Source organism: Bacillus sp. JZ39 (assembly GCF_053903145.1).
Window position 1 is genome coordinate 2,637,684 of record NZ_CP096389.1, and the last position, 17,441, is coordinate 2,655,124.

At 44.2% G+C, this 17,441-nt stretch carries 15 protein-coding genes and 1 other annotated feature; of the genes, 1 reads left to right on the plus strand and 14 read right to left on the minus strand.

The genetic code is table 11. The annotated features are described in order from the left end of the window. Positions 1–9: 9 nt before the first annotated feature. The 6 genes from radC to valS all read right to left on the minus strand — a co-directional run bounded on the left by radC (position 10) and on the right by valS (position 7,478). The gene (gene radC, locus M1D65_RS13625; RefSeq protein WP_021480240.1) at positions 10–705 is read right to left on the minus strand and encodes a RadC family protein; all 696 of its coding nucleotides are present in this window, start codon (positions 703–705) and stop codon (positions 10–12) included. 36 nt (positions 706–741) lie between these two features. Continuing rightward, the gene (locus M1D65_RS13630; RefSeq protein ID WP_004398496.1) at positions 742–1,311 is read right to left on the minus strand and encodes a Maf family nucleotide pyrophosphatase; all 570 of its coding nucleotides are present in this window, start codon (positions 1,309–1,311) and stop codon (positions 742–744) included. A gap of 152 nt (positions 1,312–1,463) precedes the next feature. Continuing rightward, positions 1,464–2,462 carry a stage II sporulation protein SpoIIB gene (gene spoIIB / locus M1D65_RS13635; RefSeq protein WP_276353098.1) on the minus strand — a complete coding sequence of 333 codons (999 nt, stop codon included), beginning with the start codon at positions 2,460–2,462 and terminating at the stop codon, positions 1,464–1,466. 133 nt (positions 2,463–2,595) lie between these two features. Beyond that, on the minus strand, positions 2,596–3,342 hold the full coding sequence (locus tag M1D65_RS13640) for a prepilin peptidase (protein WP_456270594.1): 747 nt from the start codon (positions 3,340–3,342) through the stop codon (positions 2,596–2,598). A 141-nt stretch (positions 3,343–3,483) separates the two neighbouring features. Beyond that, a complete protein-coding gene (locus M1D65_RS13645) occupies positions 3,484–4,776 on the minus strand; it encodes a bifunctional folylpolyglutamate synthase/dihydrofolate synthase (RefSeq protein ID WP_041339279.1) in 1,293 nt (430 codons plus the stop codon). A 59-nt stretch (positions 4,777–4,835) separates the two neighbouring features. Continuing rightward, positions 4,836–7,478, minus strand: coding sequence for a valine--tRNA ligase (gene valS, locus M1D65_RS13650; RefSeq protein WP_103803773.1), 2,643 nt, complete (start codon positions 7,476–7,478; stop codon positions 4,836–4,838). A gap of 59 nt (positions 7,479–7,537) precedes the next feature. Then, positions 7,538–7,760 (minus strand) — a binding site (T-box leader). 165 nt (positions 7,761–7,925) lie between these two features. Between valS and M1D65_RS13655 the strand changes: the two genes are divergently transcribed. Then, entirely contained in the window at positions 7,926–8,117 is a 192-nt protein-coding gene (locus tag M1D65_RS13655) for a hypothetical protein (protein WP_003222590.1), read from the plus strand. Between the two features lie 18 nt (positions 8,118–8,135). On the opposite strand, the gene cotN is transcribed toward M1D65_RS13655, so the two are convergent. From cotN to hemA, 8 genes are all read right to left on the minus strand, one after another. After that, on the minus strand, positions 8,136–9,161 hold the full coding sequence (gene cotN, locus M1D65_RS13660) for a spore coat protein CotN (protein WP_014480462.1): 1,026 nt from the start codon (positions 9,159–9,161) through the stop codon (positions 8,136–8,138). Positions 9,162–9,193: 32 nt separating this feature from the next. Further along, complete coding sequence (gene spoVID / locus M1D65_RS13665) at positions 9,194–10,921, minus strand: spore coat morphogenetic protein SpoVID (protein WP_103803772.1); 1,728 nt, start codon at positions 10,919–10,921, stop codon at positions 9,194–9,196. 130 nt (positions 10,922–11,051) lie between these two features. Next, positions 11,052–12,344: a glutamate-1-semialdehyde 2,1-aminomutase gene (gene hemL / locus M1D65_RS13670; protein WP_101502154.1), complete on the minus strand. Its 1,293-nt coding sequence runs from the start codon at positions 12,342–12,344 to the stop codon at positions 11,052–11,054. A gap of 29 nt (positions 12,345–12,373) precedes the next feature. Next, positions 12,374–13,348, minus strand: a complete 975-nt coding sequence (gene hemB, locus M1D65_RS13675; protein ID WP_072175588.1) for a porphobilinogen synthase — start codon at positions 13,346–13,348, stop codon at positions 12,374–12,376. Then, positions 13,345–14,133 (minus strand): uroporphyrinogen-III synthase, encoded by a 789-nt coding sequence (hemD, locus tag M1D65_RS13680; protein ID WP_072175587.1) that lies wholly within the window; start codon positions 14,131–14,133, stop codon positions 13,345–13,347. The genes hemB and hemD overlap by 4 nt, the downstream gene beginning before the upstream one ends. Next, positions 14,123–15,067 (minus strand): hydroxymethylbilane synthase, encoded by a 945-nt coding sequence (gene hemC / locus M1D65_RS13685; RefSeq protein WP_021480247.1) that lies wholly within the window; start codon positions 15,065–15,067, stop codon positions 14,123–14,125. Before hemC ends, hemD begins: the two co-directional genes overlap by 11 nt. 32 nt (positions 15,068–15,099) lie before the next feature. Then, a complete protein-coding gene (locus M1D65_RS13690) occupies positions 15,100–15,930 on the minus strand; it encodes a cytochrome c biogenesis protein (protein WP_003222575.1) in 831 nt (276 codons plus the stop codon). A 7-nt stretch (positions 15,931–15,937) separates the two neighbouring features. After that, complete coding sequence (gene hemA, locus M1D65_RS13695) at positions 15,938–17,305, minus strand: glutamyl-tRNA reductase (protein ID WP_103803771.1); 1,368 nt, start codon at positions 17,303–17,305, stop codon at positions 15,938–15,940. Positions 17,306–17,441 lie beyond the last annotated feature (136 nt).

Genomic DNA, 17,441 nt, shown 5'->3' on the forward strand with positions numbered 1-17,441 from the left:
AAAAAAGTGTTACAAATATCCTTTTTCCTTTAAACTCACAAATTTTTTATCCCCGATCACCAAATGGTCAAGCAGCTCGATGCCAATCAGGTTTCCGCATTCAAACAGCCGTCTTGTCACTTCAATATCTTCCCTGCTCGGCGTCGGATCTCCAGAAGGATGATTATGAACACAGATAAAGGAAGCGGCAGATCGTTTAAACGCTTCTTTAAACACCTCTCGCGGGTGGACAATAGATGAATTCAGGCTTCCGATAAATACGGTGCGTTTATGGATGACTTGATTTTTTGTATTTAAGTATAAACAGACAAAATGCTCCTGGGTTAAAAAGCGCATATCCTCCATGACAAGATTAGCGCCGTCTTCCGGGGAGCGAATAACGAAATGTTCTTCGTTGGCTAATTTATGAATCCGGCTTCCAAGCTCAACTGCAGCCAGTATTTGAATCGCTTTTACCATACCGATTCCCGGGATGCTTGACAGCTCTTCAACCGATGCTTCCTTGAGCAGACGCAGCCCGTCAAATGAGCGCAGCAGCCGGTTTGACAGGTCCAAAACAGATTCGTGTTTAGTCCCTGTCCGCAATAATATAGCCAAAAGTTCATGATTCGCTAAGTTCTCGGCTCCGACTTTCAGGAGCCGTTCTCTTGGCTTTTCTTTCATTGGGAAATCTTTGAGTTTTAATGGCAGATCTTGTATGACCAAGCACTCCTTTTCTTTCCCTTCCCGTTTATAGAACCGTCATGCCCTTATATCAAAATGGCGAAGAGCTCTCATTGTTTTTGATATAGGAAGGCCCATGACTGAATAATAATCTCCGTCTATTTTCTTTACAAAAAGCGCGCCTCTTCCTTGGATGCCGTATGCACCTGCTTTATCCATCGGCTCTTTTGTTTCAATATACGTCCAAATCTCTTCTTCACTGAGGGACCAAAACGCAACTTCTGTCTTATCATAAAAAGTCTCGCTGTGATTTTCAGCTTGAATGCTGACCGCGGTTATTACTGAGTGACTTCGGCCTGAAAGCCTCCGCAGCATAGAAGCAGCTTCTTCTTGATCCTGCGGTTTGCCAAGGCATTCGCCGTCAAGGCATACCATTGTATCAGCACCGATAACGATTGCATGCGGGTGGAGATCAGCTACAGCCTTAGCTTTTTGTTTTGCCAACCATTGGACGTTTTCTTCTGGTGAAAAGTTTCGATTTAATTTTTCTTCTACTTCACTGACAATAATGGAGTAGGGCAGCTGGAGAAGATCGAGGAGTTCTTTCCTGCGCGGAGATTGGGATGCAAGTATTAGCGGTTTTGTCATGTTCGTCATCCTTTCAGGGTTTGCTTAAGAAAAAAAGATACTCGTTTATCCTACCAAATCACGAGGCTTGTCACAATTTCAGAAAAATAACTTTTTCATGACAAAATAAAAAAAGCCTGTCACTAAAGGACGAAGGCTCAGGGCACTATCTCTTATTTTACGACGGCTAACAGCTCCTGCTGAGCCTTCCACCCGGCTTCAGCACTTGGATCTTCTAATTCCTTTAAAGCCTGCAAAATCGCTTTTTTCTCTCCTGTTTCTGACGCTTTTGTTTCACCAAGCGACTTTTCTATTTTCTCTGCACTCGCTTTTGTAATGTCTTCGCCGAGAATCGCCTTTGCTGCAAGCTCCGCTGTTTCCTTAAAAGAATCTGTCATATCTGACTCTATTGATAAGGAAAGCTCCTTGCCTCCCCAGGCTTCAAAATCACTGTCGATTAAAACCTGTCCTAACTGCTGTGAGACATCCTTATCAGTGGCTAAGCCCGCGATGACATACGTATACCCATCATCCTTTGACAGTGACACGGCGGAATATCCTTTTTCGGTCAATTGTTCTGTTAACGTTTCGGCGCCCTTTTCATTTGAAAATTTTCCGGCTTGCACAGCGTATGTTTTGTATGTACCTTCAGTTTGTGCTGCTTGTTTTTCTGCGCCTGAGGTTTGTTTATCAGCAGAAGTATCTCCGGCTTTTGCCGTTTGGCTGCCCAGAGAATCCTCTAAAGAGGCCGGTGCTGACGCTTCTTTATTCCCCGATATGCTTAACGCGAATAGCCCTAATCCAGTGCCAATGACAGCCGCGAAGGCAATCGTCGCAGCCACTCTTTTTACTGGTTTGGCAGTCCCGGTCTTTCCTTTTGCATAAGACTTTGTTTTTTTCTTTTGATAAGGAGGAACAACTTTGGGGTCCTCTTTAAACACCTTGTCCTCCTCGGAATCCCAATTAAATTCATCTTCATCAGGATGTTCCTGGGATGCCGCAACCTCTTGTTCTGCCTGTCTTTTTTCCTCCCAATTTGAGAATGTCATGCTTTTATCTGCCTCTGTATCTGGTGTCTCTTGTTCGTAAACCGTCTCTTCTTTTCCATTAATCGTCACCTTGAGGGCTTTTTCTGCGGCTTTACTGTTTTTTTTATTCTTTCTTTTTTTCATTTCCGCTTCCTCCCTTCATTTGCTTGACCGTTCTTGTCGGCTTTTCATGCTACACACTTTAGCACAGGCAAAGAAAAAAAGAACAAGACTTTTGTCGCCTTGTCCAAAAAACGTTCGTCAAATTTTTCAGCAGTCAGCCCAATGCCATTTTGATATAAAAAGAAATGATAGAGTCACCGTATAAATAGGCCAAAATGCTCCCTGCGGCTATAGCGGGGGCGAAGGGAAGCGGCTGCCTTTTAGCGAGTCTACCAGTCAGAACAGCTGCCACTCCATATAATGCACCTATCAAAACAGAAAAGAAAAAGGCAGCTGCCAGCATTTTCACACCAAGCACAAAGCCAATCACCGCAAATAATTTAATATCTCCTCCCCCTACTCCCCCATGGGTGATTGCGGCAATTACAGCCAGAAATAGAAATCCAGCTGCCGCACCTAGCAGGCCTGCACACCAGGAATCAAGCGGAGAAATCAATCTCGCGGCCGCCAAAAAGGGAAGAAAGAAAATCAATATTCGATTTGGAATCAGCATAAAATGAATATCTGTCACTGCAACAATAATGAGAAGAGAGATAAACACCACAGCGGGAAACAGTTCCAGCGACGTGCCAAAGCGTATTCCTGCGGCGGCAAATAAACACGCTGTCACAAGCTCTGCTGCGGGATACATAAAAGAAATCCTATGCCCGCAGCTTTTACATTTACCTTTTTGAAATAGGAATGACAGGATGGGAATTAATTCTGCAGGAGTTAATGTCCGCCGGCAAAACGGGCATGATGAACGGGGCGCAATAATAGATAGATGTAAGGGGATACGGCACCCGGCCGTATAGTAAAAAGAACCAAGGATCAGCCCGAAGATAAAAAGAATGGATAGCATAGACAACACACCTTTACTCATTGAGTTCTGGTATGGATTGTAGCAAAATGGACATCCTGAGCTCCAATTGGGAATATTCAATTTTACACATAAAAAAAACGGCAGAATCTTTTTTTTTGATTCTGCCGGAGCCGGATGCTTTTATTTCAACCTTTTTCGAATGTCAGAAATAAAGTAAAGAGATCCGGTAATCAGCACAATTTCATTTGAGCCCTTTTTACTTTCTATGAATTTGATCACATCGTCTGGATCTTCACTCCAGCTTTTATTGCTGATTTCACTTGCATCATAGAGATCTTTTGCAAGGGAAGCACGCGGGAAATCAAAAGAAGCAAAATGAATCGCATGAGCAATGGTTTCCAGTCTTTTAATCATGTTCTGATACGGTTTGTCCTTTAACGCGCTAAACACCACAGAAATGCGTGAATTGGCGAAACGCTGCTTCATCGTTTCCGCCAGCTTTTCAACACCTTCTTCGTTATGCGCACCGTCTAAATATACCGGAGGATGTTCCTGAACAAGCTCTAACCGTCCCGGCCAAGCAGCCTTCACAAGCCCGCTCCTTAACGCTTCGTCACTGATATGGGCGATATTCTCCTTATTGAGCCACTCCGCAGCCAAAATGGACAAAGCAGCATTTTGTCTTTGATGGGTGCCAATCAGAGATGTCCGAATATCTTCATAGCATTTCTCTTCCGTTTTGAATGAAAACTGTTCTCCTGCAGGCAGAGCCTCTTCATTGAAAATAACACATGCATCATGCAATGACTGGAACGGCGCAGCATGCCGTTGAGCTTCATGGCGGATGACCTGTAAAGCTTCCGGCTGGGTAACTGCTGTAACGATTGGAATACCTTCTTTAATAATGCCGGCCTTTTCTCCTGCAATTTCTTCAATGGTGTTTCCCAAAATGTTCATATGATCGTGTCCGATGCTTGTAATCACAGTTAAGAGCGGTTCAACCACATTAGTAGAATCGAATCTACCGCCCAAACCTGTTTCAAAAATAACAAAATCGACCTTATGAAATTCTGCAAAATATAAAAATGCACAGGCCGTCATAATTTCAAATTCTGTCGGCTGTCCGTATTCCGTTTGATCAAGGGCTTCAACGTGCGGTTTCATTTGATTGACGAGTGCTGTCCATTCCTCATCTGAAATCGGTATCCCGTTTACGCTGATCCGTTCATTAAACGTAATAATATAAGGCGATGTAAATGTTCCAACCGTATATCCGGCTTCCTGCAGCATAGAACGGATAAAAGCGACAGTTGATCCTTTACCGTTTGTTCCTGCGACGTGGAACGCTCGGATTTTTTTTTCAGGATGTCCTAACCGCGCCATCAGCTGTTTCATTCGGCCAAGTCCGGGCTTCACCCCGAATTTCAGCCTCCCGTGAATCCAGCTGCGCGCATCTTGATATGCAGTAAACAATGATAATCCCCTCTTTTATAAGACAAGGCGGTTTCTCTAGAAACCGCCCCGGCTTTTCATTAACCCTTCAGCTCAGCCATTCGTTTTTGAACAGCGTCACGCTTCGCCACATAATCTTTTTCTTTTTCACGTTCTTCATCAATTACGTGTGCAGGCGCTTTTTTCATAAATCCTTCATTTCCAAGTTTCTTTTGGACACGCTCAACTTCTTTTGTCAGTTTATCAAATTCTTTTTGCAGACGGGCAATTTCTTCATCAATATTGATTAAGCCTTCAAGCGGAAGAATAACCTCTGCTCCTGAGACAACGGCCGTCATCGCCTTATCAACAGCCTCAATATCGGTGCCGATTTTAAGCACGCTCGGATTCGTAAAGCGTTCAACATATGAACGGTTCGCTTCGAGGCGGGCTGCTATTTCGTCTGTGCTTGTTTTAATGTACAGTTCAACCTGCTTGCTCATTGGCGTATTGACTTCACTGCGGATATTGCGCACAGAACGGATCAGCTCAACAAGAAGCTTCATGTCAGCTGCCGCTTCAGTATCGGTATGCTCCGGCACTACTACAGGCCATTGACTTACTGTAATCGATTCCCCTTGGTGAGGAAGGTGCTGCCAAATTTCCTCCGTTAAGAATGGCATAAACGGATGGAGCAGACGCATCGTTTGATCAAGTACGTAAGCAAGGATGGAACGGGTAGTTTTCTTAGCCGCTTCGTCTTCTCCATAAAGCGGAAGCTTCGCCATTTCAATATACCAATCACAGAAATCATCCCAAATAAAGTTATATAAATGGCGTCCTACTTCACCAAATTCATATCGATCAGCAAGCTGGGTCACGTGCTCGATCGTTTCATTTAATCGCGTTAAAATCCACTTGTCAGCAACTGACTTTTCGCCTGACAGATCAAGTTCATCGTACGTCATGCCATCCATATTCATTAATGCAAAACGGGAGGCATTCCAAATTTTATTGGCAAAATTCCAGGTCGATTCCACTTTTTCATAGCTGAAGCGCAGATCCTGGCCAGGAGAGCTTCCAGTCGCAAGGAAATAACGCAGAGAATCGGCTCCGTACTTGTCAATCACATCCATCGGGTCGACACCGTTGCCAAGAGATTTACTCATTTTCCGGCCTTGCTCGTCACGGATTAAGCCGTGGATTAAAACATCTTTGAACGGGCGCTCGCCTGTAAATTCAATGCCTTGGAAAATCATGCGTGATACCCAGAAGAAAATGATATCGTACCCTGTCACGAGAACATCTGTCGGATAGTAGCGTTTAAAGTCTTCAGCCGTTACATCAGGCCAGCCCATTGTGGAGAAAGGCCATAGCGCAGAACTGAACCATGTATCCAGTACGTCTGTATCCTGTTCCCAATTTTCGCTGTCTTCCGGCGCTTCAATCCCGACATATAGCTCGCCTGTTTCTTTATGATACCAGGCAGGAATACGATGGCCCCACCACAATTGACGGGAGATACACCAGTCGCGGATGTTTTCCATCCAGTGTAAATACGTTTTTTCGAAACGGTCAGGCACAAAGTTGACCTTTTCTTCTTTCTTTTGCAGCTCAATCGCTGCATCAGCAAGCGGCTGCATGCGCACAAACCATTGTGTAGAAAGATAAGGCTCCACAACAGCCCCGCTTCGTTCACTATGGCCGACAGAGTGCATATGATCCTCGATCTTGAAGAGAACTCCCGCCTCCTGTAAATCTTTCACGAGTTTTTTGCGGCATTCAAAACGATCCATACCTTGATATTGCAGAGCATTTTCATTCATCGTGCCATCTTCATTCATGACAAGGATGCGTTCTAAATTGTGGCGGTTGCCAAGCTCGAAGTCGTTCGGATCATGAGCAGGCGTAATTTTCACGGCACCTGAACCAAATTCCATATCAACATAGTCATCACCGACAATCGGAATTTCACGATTTACAATCGGCAGGATCACCGTTTTTCCGATAAGGTGTTTATAGCGCTCGTCTTCAGGGTGAACGGCAACAGCTGTATCACCGAGCATTGTTTCAGGACGTGTCGTCGCAATTTCAATTGAGCCTGAACCGTCAGCAAGCGGATAGCTCATATGATAGAACGCGCCTTGAACATCCTTGTAAATCACCTCAATGTCTGATAGGGCTGTTTTTGTCGCTGGGTCCCAGTTAATAATATATTCGCCTCTGTAGATCAGGCCTTTTTCATAAAGCTTAACGAATACTTCTCTTACCGCTTTGCTCAAGCCTTCATCCAGCGTAAAACGTTCACGGGAATAATCTAGGCCAAGACCTAATTTCGCCCACTGGCTGCGAATAAAGTCAGCATATTCTTCCTTCCACTTCCACGTTTCTTCGAGGAATTTTTCACGGCCTAAATCGTAGCGGGATTTGCCTTCTTCACGAAGTTTCGCCTCCACTTTAGCCTGTGTCGCGATGCCGGCGTGGTCCATGCCTGGAAGCCACAGCACATCATAGCCCTGCATGCGTTTCATTCTTGTTACAATGTCTTGCAGCGTTGTGTCCCATGCGTGGCCAAGGTGAAGTCTTCCTGTTACGTTTGGCGGCGGGATGACAACAGAGTATGGCTCTTTTGTCTGGTCACTGCCCGCTTCAAAAAATTTGCCTTTTAGCCAAAAATCATATCGGTCTTTTTCAACCGCTGCCGGATCATATTTCGTCGGCATTGTTTGTTCATTCGTTTCCATCATAACCCTCCAGCATGTTTAAAAATGGCTGAGAACGAAAAAAGAGCTCTTCATCCCTGTAAAAGGACGAAAAGCTCTTTCGCGGTACCACCTTTTTTCATGAACTCTATCAGTTCATGCACTTATAACGGATAACGGGTGTTTCCCGAATTTCTCTACTCTTCTTTCAAGAAATTATGCTCCCGGGCGACCTTCCAATCAGACAACATAAGAAGCCTTTCAGCAAACGGCTTCTCTCTCTGCATGCGCCTTTTTTGTACTCTTCCCGTTCTAAGCAGGTGTATTTATCAGCTCATTGTATACATTATTTATGTTCTTTATTATAGTAAAAGTGTTTTTGATTCGTCAATCATCTTTTCCAAAAACACCGCTTTCTATACAGATGGGCAGGCACCTATTGCCCAAGTTTACATATGATGCTTGTAAATGCGTAGAGGAGGATGCACCGTGAAGAAACGTTTCAGCTCTTATTCGCTGCCGCCATGGGTAAGGCAAATTCGACTTGTATCCGCACAAGTGATTATTCCCATTACGATTTTTCAAGGAATCAGAACCATTTTCTTTCCGACAACCTTTGATGTTTTGCTGCTCGCAATCCTAATCTTTTTAGCTTGCGCCCTTCATTTAGAATGGATATAAACAAACAAGTCCGCGCCATTAAGACGTGGACTCGTTTTCAGCCTGAAATTTTTTCTCTTGTTCAATCTGATGGATTTTCATCACAAACGGCTCTATATTTTTCATTTGCCAATAAGCCTTTAATAATTGTGTACATTCCTCTTTTTCATGCTGTCTTTTCCCAGTTTGATAACCGTTCAGCACCTTGTACATGGCTGCCGGATATGCCATATAGCTGAGAAAAAGGCTGACTTCCGCTTCACGCAAAGGGAATGATTTCGTATATCCATAAAACCATTCGACGCATTCCGGACAAGCTTTCGGAAAGCCTCTGAACATTTTTGTATAAAAGCCGAGCAGGTCGTTTTGCGGCGGACCGACAGATGCTCTTTCGAAGTTTGTAAAATATCCGGTCCCGGCATCATTATACAGAAAATGGTGTATAGACAGGCTGCCGTGGTTCATTACAACCCTTGAAACGTCCTTTTCCTTTGCAGACTCATACCAGTCCTCCAACCGTTCCAGCGCAAAATTCACCGCAGAAATGGTTTCTGAAAAATAGGTTATGGCCTGGAGTTCAAAAGGAGAAAGGTACCACTCCTTCTCCGCTCTATCCACAAACTGCTCATAGAAAATTTTATCTTGTTCCCACTTTTTTTTCGTTTGCCCGTAATAACGTTCAATCTCATCACGTCTAACCTTTAGTTCCTGCGCGGTTCTCTCGTGAAGACGGGCTGTTTCTCTAAATAAATAAGCATGTTTCTGATCCCGTTCTTCCTCTTGGTCAAATTGGAGCCAAGGCATTAAATAGTAGGTATCTCCGTATTGTATGCCTGCTGAGAAAAACTCACCGCTATTTGTTCTGTAAACGGGAACGAATGAACGAAAGCCTTTTTCCTCAATCGCCACCATATGATCTGTAAAATGCTTGCCGCGCCCCTCTTTCAATTTTTTCAGGGCAAATATGCCGTAGTCTGTATACACTTTCCAAACAAGAGGACTGACAGGCTCAATAAATTGAGCAGTCAGTCCGTATTCCTGAAGAACCGATTGGGTATCTTCCATTTCATTCACCACATTTTCCGATCACTTACGGTTTACGCATGGCTATTTTTATATTGAGGAATATAGAGAATCTGTCCTGCTTTTAATTCATCATCCAAGGCTAAAGAATTCATCCTGATCAGCTGCTGAGATGTAATTTCATACCGTTCGCATAAACGCTCGATCGTATCTTCCTGCTGCACAATACAAATTTTCATTCTCGAAAACTCATCCGCTTCTTTTGTAAAGAGTTTTGTTAAATAAAGAGAATTATCACTTTCCTTTGTTTGAGGTTCCTTCGTTTCAGCAGCAGGAGCAACCCTAGGAACAGCATCCGTTTCCTTCCTTTCAGTCTCAGAAGATTCAGGCAGCTGGAAGGATTGAAAAGGTGTTTCTTCCTTAGGCTCTTCAGCTGATGGTGTTTTTCTCACTTCAATTTCGAAGCTCTCTTCCTCTTGTTCTTCCTCCTCCAGCAGCTTAGGCGCTGAATAAAAAGAATCCTCCTCTTCTTGTTCAGGCAGGAAGGTACGGTATGCCGGTTCAGGCAATTCTTCTTGAGCTGCCTCCTCCGAGCTTGTTTTTTGATTGAAATGGAAATGTAAATCGGCTTTGTCATTCTCCACATATACAGCTGAAATTGTTTCTCTGCTATCTTCTATGGAGAGAGCGGCCTCTGATACACTCTCCAAAGCTTCATCCGCTTCCGCCTCTTCTTGGCAAAGCGCAGGATCAGCCTGATCTGATTGAGCTGCTTCTTCATTTTGAGCCTCTTGGCGCAGCGCATATTCATGATTAGAAGACACTGTTGTTTCCTCTTTTTCCTCTGCAATCACAGTCTCTGAATGAAGTTCAGCTTCCAAAGCAGGCGATTCTTCTGCTCCGGCGTGTTCACGAAGCTCAGTCTCCGCTGGAGAGTCTGCTTCTTCACGAACATCCGCTATTGCAGCTGCCGGCTCAGCCGTTTCTTTTTTTGCTTTAACGATCTCTTGAATCTCTATTTCTGAATGATCAGGTTCTGGCTCAGATTCTTCTGTTTCCGATTCAGCACGAACCTCCGTTTCCGGCACAGCAAGCTCTTCTGACTCTTCTTCCTCTTTTACATCTTCTCTGGCCTCTGGTTCTGAAGCAACCGATTCAGGCGGCTCAGATTCTGCTTTTTCTGTCTCCAGTTCTTCACGGAGCCCCGCTTTTGAGATAAAAAGTTCTGGCGGTTCGGCTGGCGGTTCATGCTGAAGAACTGCTTCCTCTGCCGATGATGCACCCGGTTCTTCTACTACACTATGTGCCGGCGGCTCTGAAAGCTCTTCCTCCCTGAATGCCGCAGGAGCTTCATATAAAGGTATCTCCGGCTCTTTGTCTTGCGTATCGTCCAAAAGCCCTTCGATCGCTAAATCAGCTTGAATTGTTAAAATGCGCGAATCCGTCAATTGATAGTCAAATGCGTCAATAAAGACGAAGACATCCTGTAAATGGCTCACTTTATTTTTCGGAATGGTAATATCCACAGGAAAACAGTGAGTCAGTTCCGCACTTCCATCCTCTCTCTTTCTGACTTGTTCAACAAACCGCTTATCTGTATAAATCTCTTCGGTATGTTTGTTTTGATCTATGTTGTACTCACCTGTAAGTTCAAGCGATCCTATGATTGATACATAATCATTTACTTCCTGAACCCTAATATCAGGATCTAATGAAATAGAAAGCAGTTCAGAAACTTCCTGTCCTTTTTGGAAACAGATCGATTCTTCTACAGAAAATTGCAATCGATGATTTTGCGGCAAGTTCATATCCTCCTTTCATCTAATCCTTAAAATTAGATGTCACTAAAGGTGTATGTATGAACTGGAGAAAATATGAGTGGGAGAGCACGAAAAAACCGGCACAAGGAGTCCTTGATACCGGTTTTTACTCTTATCTGCTGCTGATCTCAGCAAATACTTTCTCAGCTGCCTGGATTGTGTTTTCAATATCTTCATCAGTATGGGCCGTTGAGAGGAAAAGACCTTCGAATTGTGATGGCGGAAGGAATACCCCTTCATTTGCCATCCCTTTATAATAGCTTGCGAACAGCTTCAAATCAGATGATTTCGCTGTTTCATAATTGATGACTGGTTCGTTTGTAAAGAAGAAACCGATCATCGAACCTGCACGGTTAAAGGTATGCGGAATGCCATGAGCCTCGGCGGCTTTTGAAATTCCTTCTTCCAGTCTGTCGCCTTTTTTTATGAAATTCTTGTAGGAATCAGGTGTCAGCTGTTTCAATGTCTCTAAGCCAGCCGTCATCGCAAGCGGATTGCCTGACAATGTACCAGCTTGATAGATCGGACCGCTTGGAGCGATCTGCTCCATGATTTCTGCCTTTCCGCCATAAGCGCCGACAGGAAGTCCGCCCCCGATTACTTTTCCTAAACAAGTCAGATCAGGCGTTACGCCGAAGTAGCCTTGAGCGCAGTTATAATCGACCCGGAAGCCAGTCATCACTTCATCAAAAATCAGCAGGGAGCCGTACTGCTCAGTGATATCACGCAGACCCTGCAGGAAACCTTCTTGCGGCGGAACAACACCCATATTTCCGGCAACTGGCTCTACAATGACTCCCGCAATGTCTTCACCGAATTGCTGGAAAGCAAGCTTTACACTTTCTAAATCATTGTACGGAACGGTGATTGTGTTTTTCGCAATGCCTTCAGGCACCCCCGGGCTGTCAGGCAGACCGAGAGTGGCAACACCTGAACCAGCTTTAATCAAGAGAGAATCGCCGTGTCCGTGGTAGCAGCCCTCAAATTTTAAAATCTTGTTGCGGCCCGTATAGCCCCTTGCCAAACGGAGGGCACTCATTGTAGCCTCTGTTCCGGAGCTTACCATTCGTACAATTTCTACAGATGGCACACGATCAATGACGAGCTTAGCCAGTTCATTTTCTACTTCAGTCGGAGCACCGAAGCTTGTCCCATATTCAGCCACTTTTTTGAGGCTTTCTACGACGCGGTCATTTGTATGCCCTAAAATTAAAGGCCCCCATGACAAGACGTAGTCAATATATTCATTCCCGTCAATATCAAAGATTTTCGAGCCTTTTCCGCGCTCCATAAAAATCGGGTCCATGTCTACCGATTTAAATGCGCGAACGGGACTGTTCACACCGCCCGGCATGAGTTTTTGCGCTTCTTTAAAAGCCGTTTTTGATTTTTCATAGCTTCTCATCTGCCTCAACTCCTGTCAACTGAATAAAATTACTCCGCAAGCCATTTCGCTGCGTCTTTCGCATGATACGTAATAATCAGGTCGGCACCCGCGCGCTTCATGCTTGTCAAAATTTCCAACACAATTTCTTTTTCTTTGATCCAGCCGTTCTGCGCTGCAGCCTTCACCATTGAATACTCTCCGCTTACATTATAAGCGACGAGCGGCAAAGTAAACTCATTTTTTACGTCACGCATGATATCCATATAAGAAAGCGAAGGTTTGACAATCAAAAAGTCCGCGCCTTCCTCGACATCTGATTGTGCTTCGCGGAGTGCCTCCATACGGTTGGCAGGGTCCATCTGATATGTTTTGCGGTCTCCGAATTGCGGTGTGCTGTTTGCTGCATCACGGAACGGACCGTAAAACTCGCTAGAATATTTCACAGCGTAAGACATGATTGGAATATTGACGAATCCTTCTTTATCAAGTGCTTCTCTGATCACTGTAACAAATCCGTCCATCATGTTTGATGGCGCAATGATATCCGCACCTGCTTTCGCTTGGCTGACAGCTGTCTGCGCCAAAAGCTCCAGCGATTCATCATTGAGAATGACCCCGTCTTTGACAAGTCCGCAATGGCCGTGGTCTGTGTATTCGCACAGGCACGTGTCAGCGACAACAACCATTTCAGGGAAGTGATCTTTAATTTCTGTGATGGCTTTTTGGACAATTCCGTGATCATGGTACGCTTGTGTTCCGCAATCATCTTTTTCTTCCGGGATGCCGAACACGATAACAGATTGAATGCCCAGTTTGACCAGCTCCGCTACTTCATCCTTCAATAAATCTAATGATACATGGTAAACATCAGGCATTGACGGAACAGCTTTTTTGCCCTCCAGCCCTTCAACGACAAAAATCGGATAAATAAAATCTGATGGATGCAAACGTGTTTCCTTTACCATTTCTCTCATTGCTTTTGATGTCCGCAGGCGGCGGTGTCTATTAAATGATTGACTCATATTCTCTCTTCCTCTCTTGACATGCTGCACATTAATTCAAGCATGCCATCTATTGTAAATGTATCAGGCGTATGCGATGTGATGCCGTACGTCAGAAGGGCATCATTTGTTAAAGGTCCAATGCTGATACAGGCCGTCCCATTCGCCTTCCACTTTTTTAATTCTTCTCCCAAGACATGCATAAACGTATGTACGGTTGATGAACTCGTAAATGTTACATAGTCAAAGGAATATTGACCCGCAACGTCTTTCAGTTCCTCAATGCCTTCTTCATCCGGAATCGTTTCGTAGAGAACCCATTCCTTTACTTCAAAACCGAGCGGGACAAGCTCTTGTTTTATCACATCACGTGACAAATTCCCTTTCATCACGGTAATGGGCTCCCCCGGTTCAGCATGCTGCTTAAGAGCGTCAGCCAATTGTTCAGCAATATACTCCTGTGGCATCACATCAACCGATACGTTATGCGTTTTTAAACGGCGGGCGGTTTTTTCACCGACGGCTGCAATTTTTTTATGCGCAGGCATAATAAGCTGATTTTCCTTCAGATAAGAAAAAAAGAAGTCTGCCCCATTCACACTTGTAAAAACAAGCCAGCCTGGCGCGGCAAGATCCTCTCTTACCTGTTCCGCAACATCATTCGGCAAAGCGCGGCGAAACGTAATCAAAGAGGTTAAAACAGCTTTACCGCCAAGCGCCTCCACTTTTTGCTGAAATGATGTTGCCTGTGCCTTATTCCGGGTGACAAGCACTGTTTTTCCTTTCAACGGAAAATCATTTTCCATCCTCATCAAGCTCCCGTTTTACACGATCAATTAAATCTTTTGCTCCTTTGTCAGCCATAAGAGCGGCACAGCGCTTTCCTACTTCCTCCGGATCGTTTCCGGTGACGGTTTCTTTAAAAATGATTTTGCCGTCAGGTGAAGCGACAAGACCTGTCATTTCAATTTCATCCTGTCCATTTAACACGGAGTAGCCCGCGATCGGAACCTGGCAGCCGCCCTCCATCGCGTTTAAAAAAGCACGTTCCGCTAAGACAGTTCGTTTTGTATATTCATCTGTAAACTGAGAAAACAACGCCAACAGCGCTTCATCCGATTCTCGGCACTCAATCGCCAGTGCTCCCTGCCCCACAGCAGGCAAACAGCGCTCTGGCTCAAGGAATTCGGTTACGACATCTTGCTTCCACCCCATTCTAGAAAGGCCGGCAGCCGCTAAAATAATCGCGTCATAATCCTCTGTTTCCAGCTTTTGAAGTCTTGTATCTATATTACCTCTAATCCATTTAATTGTAAGGTCAGGGCGCTCAATCAAAAGCTGCGCGCTTCTTCTTAAACTGCTTGTGCCAATGACAGCACCTTCCTTCATTTCTGAAAGCTTTACGCGATTCTTTGAAATAAGGGCATCACGCGGGTCCTCCCGTTCAGGAATGCAGCCGATCACAAGGCCTTCAGGCAAAACAGCAGGCATGTCCTTCATGCTGTGCACTGCCATATCAATCTCTTCGTTTAAAAGCGCCTGTTCAATTTCTTTGACAAACAGCCCTTTTCCACCCACTTTTGAGAGTGTAACATCGACAATCCGGTCGCCCTTTGTCACGATCTCTTTAATTTCAAAAGCAAACGAAGGATTGATTTCCTTCAGTTTTTGAATAACCCATTTTGTTTGAGTCATAGCGAGTTTGCTTCGTCTGGAACCTACTTTAATCGTTCTCATCATTTCTTTCCTCCCGAATCTGCTTGGGACATCGTTTAACTGAACCAATGGAATTGCGACAGGCTTCCAAGCAGGAAATAATTGATCATCAGCACCAGAAAACAAGCCGTATTCCACAGTGCAGCGACCTTTCCTTGCAGCTCTTTAATCAGCCTGATATAAAGATAATAGCTGTACAGCAGCAGGACGACAAACGAACCAAGCACTTTGGCGTCAAACCAATACAGCGTTTCTAGTGAGACATATGCCCATATGACGCCGAGAATCAAACTCAGCAGCAGCATCGGAACCCCAATGACATTTAAAACATACGCCATATAATCAAGCTTAGATAAATCTTCTATTCTCAACAGCCATTTTCCCCACTTTTTCTTTTTCAGCAGATGATATTGAAACATATATAGCACAGAAAAAACGAAAGAAAGGGAAAAAGCGCCGTATGAAAGAATCGCCATTGTAATATGAATCACCAAAAGCTCGGATACAAGCTGCCCGGAAAAAGCAGCTGACTGCTGCTCTGTCGGTGAAAATGTGTGAATGGCGATCATAGAAAATCCTATAACATTTGTAAAAAACACGATAAAGTCAACACGTAAAAGCTTTGTCAGTACCAGTGACAGCGTGACAAGCACCCAGGCATAAAAATAAAGCGCCTCCGTCACATTTAATACCGGAAACCGCCCCGTCACCCACATAAAATAGGCCAAATACACGGTTTGCAGAGTCCAGACAATAGAAAGCAACCAGAAGGCCATTTTTCCAGCCTTCCGGTTGTGTTGAAGAAAATCTATAAAATAAAAGAGTACACTTAACGCGTAAATGACGATTGTCCCCTCATTAAGTCTTGCCATTGCAGTATCAATCATTCAGCTTTCACTCACTTACAAGTGGGCTAAAGCCCGCTTTTGATTCAGCCTTCTTAAAAGAGTGGACCTTCTGGCTGCTTTCAACGGTTTTCATCATTTGACGGCCCGCAGCTTCTTCAATATCAAAAATCTGCATAAACAACGCAAGCTTTTCTTCAGAATCAGCATCTGCAGCAAGCTCTTTCACCTTTAAAATCGGATCACGAAGCATTTGGTTAATAATACTTTTGGTGTGTTTGTTCAACAGTTTTTTCTCTCTTGTGCTTAAGTGAGGCAGCTTACGCTCAATGCTGTCCATCGTTTCTGACTGGATGGCAAGCGCCTTTTCGCGCAATGCAGAAATAACCGGCACAACACCAAGTGTATTCATCCATTGTTTAAATTCCACAATGGTTTCTTCAATTAACAGTTCAACTTTTTCAGCTGTTTCTCTCCGCTCTTTCATGTTCGCTTCTACAATGCCTTCCAGATCGTCGATATCATAAAGAAAAACACCTTCAAGATCATTCAGCGCCGGATCAAGATCTCTAGGCACGGCAATGTCGACCATAAACAGCGGGCGTCCCTTGCGAAGCTTATTCGCGTTTTCCATCATCTCTTTGGACACGACAAATTCACTTGCACCGGTTGAACTGATTAAAATATCAGCCTCCGCAAGCGCGCTTTCAAGCTGATTCAAGCTTCTCGCTTCACCTGAGAAACGGTTTGCAAGCTCCTTCGCTTTCAAGTATGTTCGGTTAATGACAGTGACCTTGCTGATTCCCTGTCCGTGCAGGTTTTCCGCAGCAAGCTCGCCCATTTTTCCCGCACCGAGAATCAATATGTGCTTGCTTGAAAGATTTCCGAAGATTTTTTTAGCAAGTTCAACTGCAGCATAGCTTACTGACACCGCATTTGAGCCAATGTCTGTTTCGGCGTGAGTTCGTTTGCCCACTGTAACCGCCTGCTTAAACAGCTCATTAAAAATAGTCCCGATCGTTTTTTCTTGCTGAGCTGTTTTAAAGCTGTCGCGTACCTGTCCGAGAATCTGCGTTTCGCCAATCACCATAGAGTCAAGTCCGCAGGCTACACGGAATAAATGCTCAACAGCGGCATCGCTCTCATAAAACGTTAAGAACGGTGACAGCTCTTCTTTGCTTAATTGAAACCAATCAGCTAAAAACTTTTTTATATAATAACGGCCGGTATGGAGCTGATCGACTACCGCATAAATTTCAGTGCGGTTGCAGGTTGAGACAATGATGTTTTCAAGAATGCTTTTCTCTTCTTTCAGCTGCACCATTGCTTCTGCCAGCTCATTCGGCTGAAAACTTACTTTTTCACGTATCTCAATAGGGGCGGATTTATAATCTACTCCCACAACAAGTATATGCATCGCTCTAATTACACCCCCAACACCCAATCTTAATTTATAATCATTCTAACATAGAACTCATTATTTATAATAATTATAACATAGTTTCTTTCACAAAATGTGAACAGATTTTAAAATTCTTATGCTATATTAGAAA

Coding starts and splice junctions, on each gene's coding strand:
- M1D65_RS13640 (WP_456270594.1), bottom strand. CDS start 3,342: ATGCTATCCATTCTTTTTATCTTCGGGCTGATCCTTGGTTCTTTTTAC.
- spoIIB (WP_276353098.1), bottom strand. CDS start 2,462: ATGAAAAAAAGAAAGAATAAAAAAAACAGTAAAGCCGCAGAAAAAGCC.
- hemB (WP_072175588.1), bottom strand. CDS start 13,348: ATGAGTCAATCATTTAATAGACACCGCCGCCTGCGGACATCAAAAGCA.
- hemA (WP_103803771.1), bottom strand. CDS start 17,305: ATGCATATACTTGTTGTGGGAGTAGATTATAAATCCGCCCCTATTGAG.
- hemL (WP_101502154.1), bottom strand. CDS start 12,344: ATGAGAAGCTATGAAAAATCAAAAACGGCTTTTAAAGAAGCGCAAAAA.
- hemC (WP_021480247.1), bottom strand. CDS start 15,067: ATGATGAGAACGATTAAAGTAGGTTCCAGACGAAGCAAACTCGCTATG.
- valS (WP_103803773.1), bottom strand. CDS start 7,478: ATGGAAACGAATGAACAAACAATGCCGACGAAATATGATCCGGCAGCG.
- M1D65_RS13690 (WP_003222575.1), bottom strand. CDS start 15,930: ATGATTGATACTGCAATGGCAAGACTTAATGAGGGGACAATCGTCATT.
- cotN (WP_014480462.1), bottom strand. CDS start 9,161: ATGGAAGATACCCAATCGGTTCTTCAGGAATACGGACTGACTGCTCAA.
- hemD (WP_072175587.1), bottom strand. CDS start 14,133: ATGGAAAATGATTTTCCGTTGAAAGGAAAAACAGTGCTTGTCACCCGG.
- M1D65_RS13630 (WP_004398496.1), bottom strand. CDS start 1,311: ATGACAAAACCGCTAATACTTGCATCCCAATCTCCGCGCAGGAAAGAA.